General features: G+C 67.6%; 7 protein-coding genes. 1 reads left to right on the top strand and 6 read right to left on the bottom strand.

What is annotated here, in order from left to right:
• From QAA18_RS12080 to QAA18_RS12105, 6 genes are all read right to left on the bottom strand, one after another.
• The coding region (locus tag QAA18_RS12080) for an AAA family ATPase (RefSeq protein WP_279413256.1) at window positions 1-588 on the bottom strand (588 nt) is incomplete at its 3' end.
• A gap of 132 nt (window positions 589-720) precedes the next feature.
• The gene (gene pilQ / locus QAA18_RS12085) at window positions 721-2,706 is read right to left on the bottom strand and encodes a type IV pilus secretin PilQ (RefSeq protein ID WP_279413258.1); all 1,986 of its coding nucleotides are present in this window, start codon (window positions 2,704-2,706) and stop codon (window positions 721-723) included.
• 17 nt (window positions 2,707-2,723) lie between these two features.
• The gene (locus tag QAA18_RS12090; protein ID WP_279413259.1) at window positions 2,724-3,251 is read right to left on the bottom strand and encodes a pilus assembly protein PilP; all 528 of its coding nucleotides are present in this window, start codon (window positions 3,249-3,251) and stop codon (window positions 2,724-2,726) included.
• A 1-nt stretch (window position 3,252) separates the two neighbouring features.
• Entirely contained in the window at window positions 3,253-3,894 is a 642-nt protein-coding gene (pilO, locus tag QAA18_RS12095; RefSeq protein ID WP_279413266.1) for a type 4a pilus biogenesis protein PilO, read from the bottom strand.
• An 11-nt stretch (window positions 3,895-3,905) separates the two neighbouring features.
• Complete coding sequence (locus tag QAA18_RS12100; RefSeq protein ID WP_279413261.1) at window positions 3,906-4,526, bottom strand: PilN domain-containing protein; 621 nt, start codon at window positions 4,524-4,526, stop codon at window positions 3,906-3,908.
• A complete protein-coding gene (locus QAA18_RS12105; protein ID WP_279413263.1) occupies window positions 4,526-5,581 on the bottom strand; it encodes a pilus assembly protein PilM in 1,056 nt (351 codons plus the stop codon). Before QAA18_RS12105 ends, QAA18_RS12100 begins: the two co-directional genes overlap by 1 nt.
• 222 nt (window positions 5,582-5,803) lie before the next feature.
• On the opposite strand from QAA18_RS12105, the gene QAA18_RS12110 reads away from it, so the two are divergent.
• A partial coding sequence (locus QAA18_RS12110) for a transglycosylase domain-containing protein (protein ID WP_279413264.1) occupies window positions 5,804-6,970 on the top strand: 1,167 nt, incomplete at its 3' end.

A 6,970-nucleotide genomic window follows, 5' to 3' on the forward strand; every position in this document is an offset into this window, starting at 1 on the left:
GTCGCGCGCCAGGCGCAGGATCTCGGCTTCCATCGCCGCCTGCGGATAGCCGACGCGGACGTGCATGAGGAAGCGGTCGAGCTGCGCTTCGGGCAACGGGAACGTGCCTTCCTGCTCGATCGGATTCTGCGTGGCCATCACCAGGAACAGCTCGGGCAACGGATAGGTCTGGCGCCCGACGGTGACCTGGCGCTCGCCCATCGCTTCGAGCAGCGCCGACTGCACCTTGGCCGGCGCGCGGTTGATCTCGTCGGCCAGCAACACCTGGTGGAAGATCGGGCCGGGCTGGAATTCGAAATGGCCGTCCTGCGGCCGCCAGACATCGGTACCGGTCAGGTCCGCGGGCAGCAGGTCGGGCGTGAACTGGACGCGGGCGAAACCGGCGTCCAGGCGCGAGGCCAGCGCGCGGACCGCGGTCGTCTTGGCCAGCCCCGGGGCGCCTTCGACCAGCAGGTGGCCGTCGGCGAGCAGCGCGATCAGCAGCCGTTCGACCAGCGCGTCCTGGCCCACGATCTCGGCGCACAGGCTTTCGCGCAGTTGGCGGAACGCGGCATGAAGCCGGCCGCGGTCGTCGTTATTGGTGTCCATGGCGCCAATGATGTTGCGGCGCACGTCGCGCCAGGGTCGATTTTGACCCTCCACGACGGGTTTGGTTCAGTCCCGGAACGATGAAGGGGCCCTCCGGCCCCTTCATCTCCCCGCAACGGCTGGCCTTGCGACTCAGTCGTGCGCCCGCTGCGAGACGCGGATCACGCGCGGGGTGACCATGATCAGGAGCTCGGCCTTGCTCTTGGTGTTGCCGCGCTTCTTGAAGAGGTTGCCGATGACCGGCAGGTCCGCCAGGAACGGCACCTTGGACAGGTCGGACTGGTCGCGGAACTCGTACACGCCGCCGATGACCACGGTCTGGCCGTCGTCGACCAGCACCGAGGTGGTGACCTGGCGGGTGGCGATCTGCGGGACCTGGCCGACGCCGGTCTGCACGAAGCCGGAGAGGTCGTCCTTCTGCACGTCCATGTTCAGGAACACGCGACCGTCCGCGGTGATGGTCGGGGTGACCTTCATCTGCAGGATCGCGTCCTTGAACTGCACGCTGGGCAGGTTGCCCTGCTGGCCGCCGGTCGTGGTCAGGTAACCGATCTGGTCGCCCTGCTTGATGATCGCTTCCTTCTGGTTGCTGGTCACGATGCGCGGGTTCGAAACGATCTCGCCCCGGCCTTCGGTCTGCATCGCCGACAGTTCGACGTCGAGCAGGTGTCCGGCATTGAGGATCGACAGCGCCAGCGTGCCCGAACCGCCCGCCAGGGTGCTGGGCAGGTTGGTCATCAGGCCGCGGGTCACGTCGAATGGCGGGCTGCGGTCGGTATCGGTGTCTTCGAGGCTGTTGATCGCGTCGGCGCGCGACTCTGCATTCGCCTGCGAGGCCTCGAGGTTGCCGCCGAAGCCGACCGAGCTGCGGTCGCCCGGGTCGCCGCTGGCGCCGCTGATGCCGAAGCGCGCGCCCAGTTCGCGGGCGAACGATTCGTTGGCGACGACGATGCGCGCCTCGATCACCACCTGGTCGACCGGACGGTCGATGATGGTCAGGAACTTCTTGATGTCCTCGATGCGCTCGGGGATGTCGTGGATGATCAGCGTGTTGGTGCGCTGGTCGGCGGAGATGGTGCCGCGCATCGACAGCAGGCCGCGCTGGACCATGGTGCCGGCGATGTTGCCCGAGCTGCCGCCGGAACCCTGGCGGTTCTGCCCGGCCTCGCCGGTGAGCAGCAGCTTGACGTCGTCGGCGCTGGCGTAGCTCACGGGCAGGTAGGCGGTGATCATCTCCGAGGAGTTCTCGACCGCGATGCGGGCCTGGTTGACCGCGAGCTCGTAGTCGGCCAGTTCCTTCTGCGGGGCGACCCACAGCACGTTGCCGTCGCGGCGCTTGTCCAGGCCGCGGGCGCGCAGGACGATGTCCAGCGCCTGGTCCCACGGCACCGCGTCCAGGCGCAGGGTCAGGTTGCCGGTGACCGAATCGGAGGCCACCAGGTTCGCGTCGGTTTCCTCGGCGATGATCTGCAGCACCGTGCGTACCGGCACGTCCTGGAAGTTGAACGTCACCGGGCGGCCCGTGTACTTGGGCGCGTCGTTGAGGCCGGCGACCGCGCGCTGGCGGCGGGTCAGCGGCGAACCGGAAGCGTCGGAGCCGGTGTGCGGCACGACTTCGAGCACGTATTCGTTGCCGGTCTGGTAGGCACTGGGCTTGTACGTGCCGAGCACGTCCATCACCAGGCGCGAGCCCGACACGCCGATCGCGTACGGCGCGATGCGCTCGACCGGCGTGGCGAAGTCGGCCACGTCCAGCGGCTGCTGCATGTTGCCCGGCAGGCCCACGTTCGGCATTTCGATGATCAGGGTGCCGCCGCGGTCCTGCATGTCGACCAGGGCGCCGGGACCGGTGAAGCGGATGGTCAACCTGGCCGCGCCGCCGTCGCCGCGGTTGAAGTCGATGTCGGCCACGGAAATGGTGCCGGGCAAGCGCCGGCCCGGATCCAGCGAGTTCACGGGCGCAGCTTGCGCAACGGCGGGTGCGGCCTGCGCCGCCGGCAGGGGCGCTGCCTGCACGCTGCCGAAGGCCGCCAGCATTCCCGCCACGAACCCGGCCACGCCTGCCCTCGAGGGCAAGGCGCGGACAAGCCGCAGGCGTTTGGCATTGGTCACGGTCATCGTCCTGTCCCCCAGATTCATTGATCGTCCAGCGCAATGGTTGCGGGCCGTTCCAGCCAGCCGCCTGCACCGTCCGGTACCAGTTCGACCAGGTCGATCCGGTCGGTAGTCACGGTGGTTACCCGACCCTCTGCCTGGCCCATGTAAACCCCTGGCCGGACCCGATAGGTCACCTTGTCCGGCGCGATCACCAGCGCGACCACGCCACTGCCTTCGCCGATCGTGCCGACCATGTCGAGCGCGTCGAGCGGGAATTGCTCCAGGACCTGCTTGCGCCGGTTCGGATCCGGGCGCAGGCCGGCCATGCCGCCGTCGTCGCTGAAGGCATTGCTGAAGGGATCGCGCAGCGATTGCGCTGCATATTCGACTGTCTCGAACTGCGGCATCACCGGCAGCGGCTCGAGCGCGGGCGCCGGGCGCTTCTTCACCTCGGCCACCCACTTCTCGAGGTTGGAAGGCTCGGTGGGCGAGCTGGTCACGCTGCGCCCGCAGGCACCGAGCAACGGCAGCAGCACCAGCACCATGAGCATCCGGGACGTACGCATGTCAGCGACCTCCCTTCTTCTTGGGCTTCGGCTTGCTGGACGGCTCTTCCTCGTCCAGGTACCGGTAGGTCTTGACCGTGCCGGCCAGCTCGAGCGGAACGTCGCGGCGGATGCCGCCACGGTCCGGGTTGCGCGGCTTCAGCGCGATGTCGTGCATGGTCAGGATGACCACGCGCGGCAGCGAGGCCACGCCGCTGACGAAGGCGCCAAACTGGTGGTAGGTGCCCACCATGCGCAGCGAGATCGGCTTCTCGGCGTAGAACTCCTTGGGCGACTCGTTGCCCGGCCGGAACAGTTCGCTGCTCAGTCCGGTGGCCAGCGCGGTCTGCGAAATGTCGATGATCAGGTCGGGCATTTCGGTCTTGCTCGGCAGCTGGCGCAGCATCTGCTGCAGCTGCTGCTCCATCTGCGCGAGCTGCAGCTTCAGCGGCTCCAGGTTCGACGCCCGGCCCTGCTTGGTTTCGAATTCCTTGCGCAGGTCGGTTTCCTGGCGCTCGAGCTTCTCCAGCTCCTCGGTCTTGTCGCGGACGAAGAACCACCACGCGGCACCGACCACGACCGCGATCAGGATCGCGCAGAAGCCGATCTTGTATTCCTGCGGCCAGGACCCGGTGTTGTTGAAGTTCAGGTCCTTGATCGCCATCTTGTTGCGGCTCACGAGGCGGTCCCTCCCTGTGCGGGCGCGGCCACCGGCGCGTCGGGCACGCCGTCGCCATCCAGGTCCTTGGGCGCGTTCGGGTTGGCCAGCATCACCGTCAGCGTGAACACGTATGGCAGGCCCGGATCGCCGCTCTTGGCCTCGATGATCGAGAGCTCCGGCTTGGTCATCCAGCCGGCGCTCTCAAGGTTGCGCATGTAGTTGCTGACCCGGGCGTTGGACTGCGAACGGCCCTGCAGGGTGAGCTTGTCGCCCTCCTGCTTGACCGAGGTCAGGATCACGCCGTCGGGAATGGTGCGCACCAGCGAATCGAACAAATGCACCATCTTCGAGCGGTTGGCCTGCAGCTGTTCGATCACTTCCTTGCGCGCCAGCAGCTTGCTCTTCTTGTCGTCGAGCTCCTCGATCTCCTTGATCTGGGCGTCGACGTCGGAAATCTGCTTCTTGAGGTAGCCGATGCGCTCGTTCTGGCCGGTGATCTGGCCGTTGTAGAAGCTGATGATGATGAACGACAGGGCCAGCGCCAGCACGCCCGAGAAGGCGAGCATGGCGAGGACTTCCGTCTGGCGCTGCCTGCGCCGCTCGGCGCGCCACGGGAGCAGGTTGATCCGTGCCATCAGTCGAAGTTCCTGAGCGCCAGCCCGGCGGCGATCATCAGCGACGGCGCATCCTGGGCCAGCGCGGGCGCCTGGACGCGCGGGCCCAGGGTCATCTGCGCGAGCGGGTTGGCCACCGCCGTGGGCACGCCGAGCTGTTCCTCGACCATGGGCGCGACGCCCGGGGTCGATGCGGTACCGCCGGCCAGCACGATGCGGTCGACGCGGTTGAACTCGCTGCCGGCGTAGAAGAACTGGAGCAGGCGGCTGACCTGCTGGACCAGCGCTTCGCGGAAGGGTTGCAGCACCTCGGCCTGGTAGGTGTCCGGCAGGCCGCCCTGGCGCTTGGCCAGGCGTGCTTCCTCGAGGTTCAGGCCGTAGCGGCGCATCACCTCTTCGTCCAGCTGCTTGCCGCCGAACACCTGTTCGCGGCTGTACAGGCTGCGGCCGCCACGCAGGACGTGGAGCGTGGTGACGGTGGCACCGATGTCGACCAGCGCGACCAGCTGGTCTTCCGGCCCGCTGGATTCGCCGAGCAGGCCGAAGGCGTTCTCGATGGCGAAGGTCTCGACGTCCATCACCGTGACGGTGAGGCCGCCCAGTTCCAGCGCGGAGGCGCGGGTCTCGACGTTCTCCGACCGCGACGCCACCAACAGGACCTGGAGCATGTCGTCGTTGCCGGGCATCGGCCCCATGACCTCGAAGTCGAGGCTGACTTCCTCGATCGGATAGGGAATGTAGTTGCCCGCCTCGAGCTCGACCTGCGATTCGAGATCGTCCTCGGTCAGGTCGTTGGGCATCGGGATCAGCTTGGTGATGACGGCCGAGCCGGCAACCGCGCCGACCGCGTGCCTGGCCTTGCTGCCCGAGCGGGCGATGGCGCGGCGGATCGCCTCGCCGACCGCTTCGGGGTCCGCGATGTTCTTGTCGACCACCGCATTGGCCGGGAGCGGCTCGATGGCGTAGTGCTCCACCCGATAGCGATCACCCGCCCGCGACAGCTGCAGGAGCTTGACCGCTGTCGAGCTGATGTCGACCGCTATTTTGGGCGGCTGGCTTTTTGTGATCAGCCCCACAATTTTCCCCTATATTCACGGGCGCTTACGCGCACAACGTGTCCCGGGGCATTAAATAGCGGACTTTGCGCCCCGTGGCAACTACCAGCTACCGGGGCCGCGACGGCCGTCTCATCCCCGGATCCCGATGCCGACCCCGGCCCCACCAGCACCCCCTTTATACTGGAACCGCCCCGTGGCGCCATGCCCGGGACCCCCGTTTGCCCTTAGGAAATCCCCCCGATGCCCCCGTTCCGCCGCCTGCTGCGCTGGGCCCTGATCGCCTTCGTAGCCGCCTCCCTGCTGGGCCTGCTGGCCCTGGGCACGGTCTATTTCGTGGTTTCCTCGCGCCTGCCGGACGTGCAGTCGCTGCGCACCGTCGAACTGCAGGAACCCCTCTACGTGCATGGGCGCGACGGCCGCCTGATCGCAGTGTTCGGCGAGACGCGCCGCTACCCGGTGGAGATCGCCCGGGTCCCGGAGCGGATCAAGCAGGCCTTCATCGCCATCGAGGACAACCGCTTCTACCGCCACCACGGCGTGGACTACCGCGGCGTGGCCCGCGCCATCTGGCTGCTGGCCACCACCGACGCCGAGCGCGTGCCCGGCGGCTCCACCATCACCCAGCAGGTGGCGCGGCAGTTCTTCCTCAGCAGCGAGTACAGCTACACCCGCAAGCTGGCCGAGATGTTGCTGGCGATGAAGATGGAACGCGAGCTCGGCAAGGACGAGATCTTCCAGCTCTACCTCAACAAGAGTTTCTTCGGCAATCGTTCCTACGGCATCGCCGCGGCAGCCGAGTTCTACTTCGGCAAGGAACTCGACCAGCTCGAGCTGGACGAGATCGCCGCCCTGGCCTCGATCCCCAAGTTCCCGTCCAGCGGCAATCCGGTCGCGAACCCGGAACGCGCGCGCATCCGCCGCAACTACGTGCTGCAGCGCATGCGCGAGCTGGGCTTCATCACCGAGGCGGAAGAGAAGGCGGCGCAGGCGGTGCCGATGCACGCCACGCCGCACGACATCCCGGTTGAAGTCGATGCGCCGTACGTGGCCGAGATGGTCCGCCAGGACATGGTGGCGCGCTACGGCGAGGACGTGCTGACCCGTGGCTACCACGTGATCACCACGATCGACCCGGTAATGCAGGAAGCCGCGCAGCGCGCGGTCCAGGACGGTCTGATCGACTACGACCACCGCCATGGCTGGCGCAAGGAACGCGAGCGGCACTTCGACCTGGGCGAGAACGAGGATGCGGCCACCGCCGGCGCGCGCCTGCGCGGGATCGCCGCCCAGGGCGGCCTGGTTCCGGCGGTGGTGCTGCGCAGCGGCGGCGGCACCGCCGACATCGCCTTCGCCGACGGCAGCACTGCCGTCCTGGATGCCGAGAGCAGCAAGTGGACGAAGCGCACG

This window comes from Luteimonas sp. 8-5 (genome assembly GCF_029763755.1).
Taxonomy (GTDB): Bacteria; Pseudomonadota; Gammaproteobacteria; order Xanthomonadales; family Xanthomonadaceae; genus Cognatiluteimonas.

Bases quoted from the DNA above. Each gene is read 5' to 3' on its own strand.
- QAA18_RS12090 (WP_279413259.1), bottom strand. From the start codon at position 3,251: ATGCGTACGTCCCGGATGCTCATGGTGCTGGTGCTGCTGCCGTTGCTC.
- QAA18_RS12100 (WP_279413261.1), bottom strand. From the start codon at position 4,526: ATGGCACGGATCAACCTGCTCCCGTGGCGCGCCGAGCGGCGCAGGCAG.
- pilQ (WP_279413258.1), bottom strand. From the start codon at position 2,706: ATGACCGTGACCAATGCCAAACGCCTGCGGCTTGTCCGCGCCTTGCCC.
- pilO (WP_279413266.1), bottom strand. From the start codon at position 3,894: ATGGCGATCAAGGACCTGAACTTCAACAACACCGGGTCCTGGCCGCAG.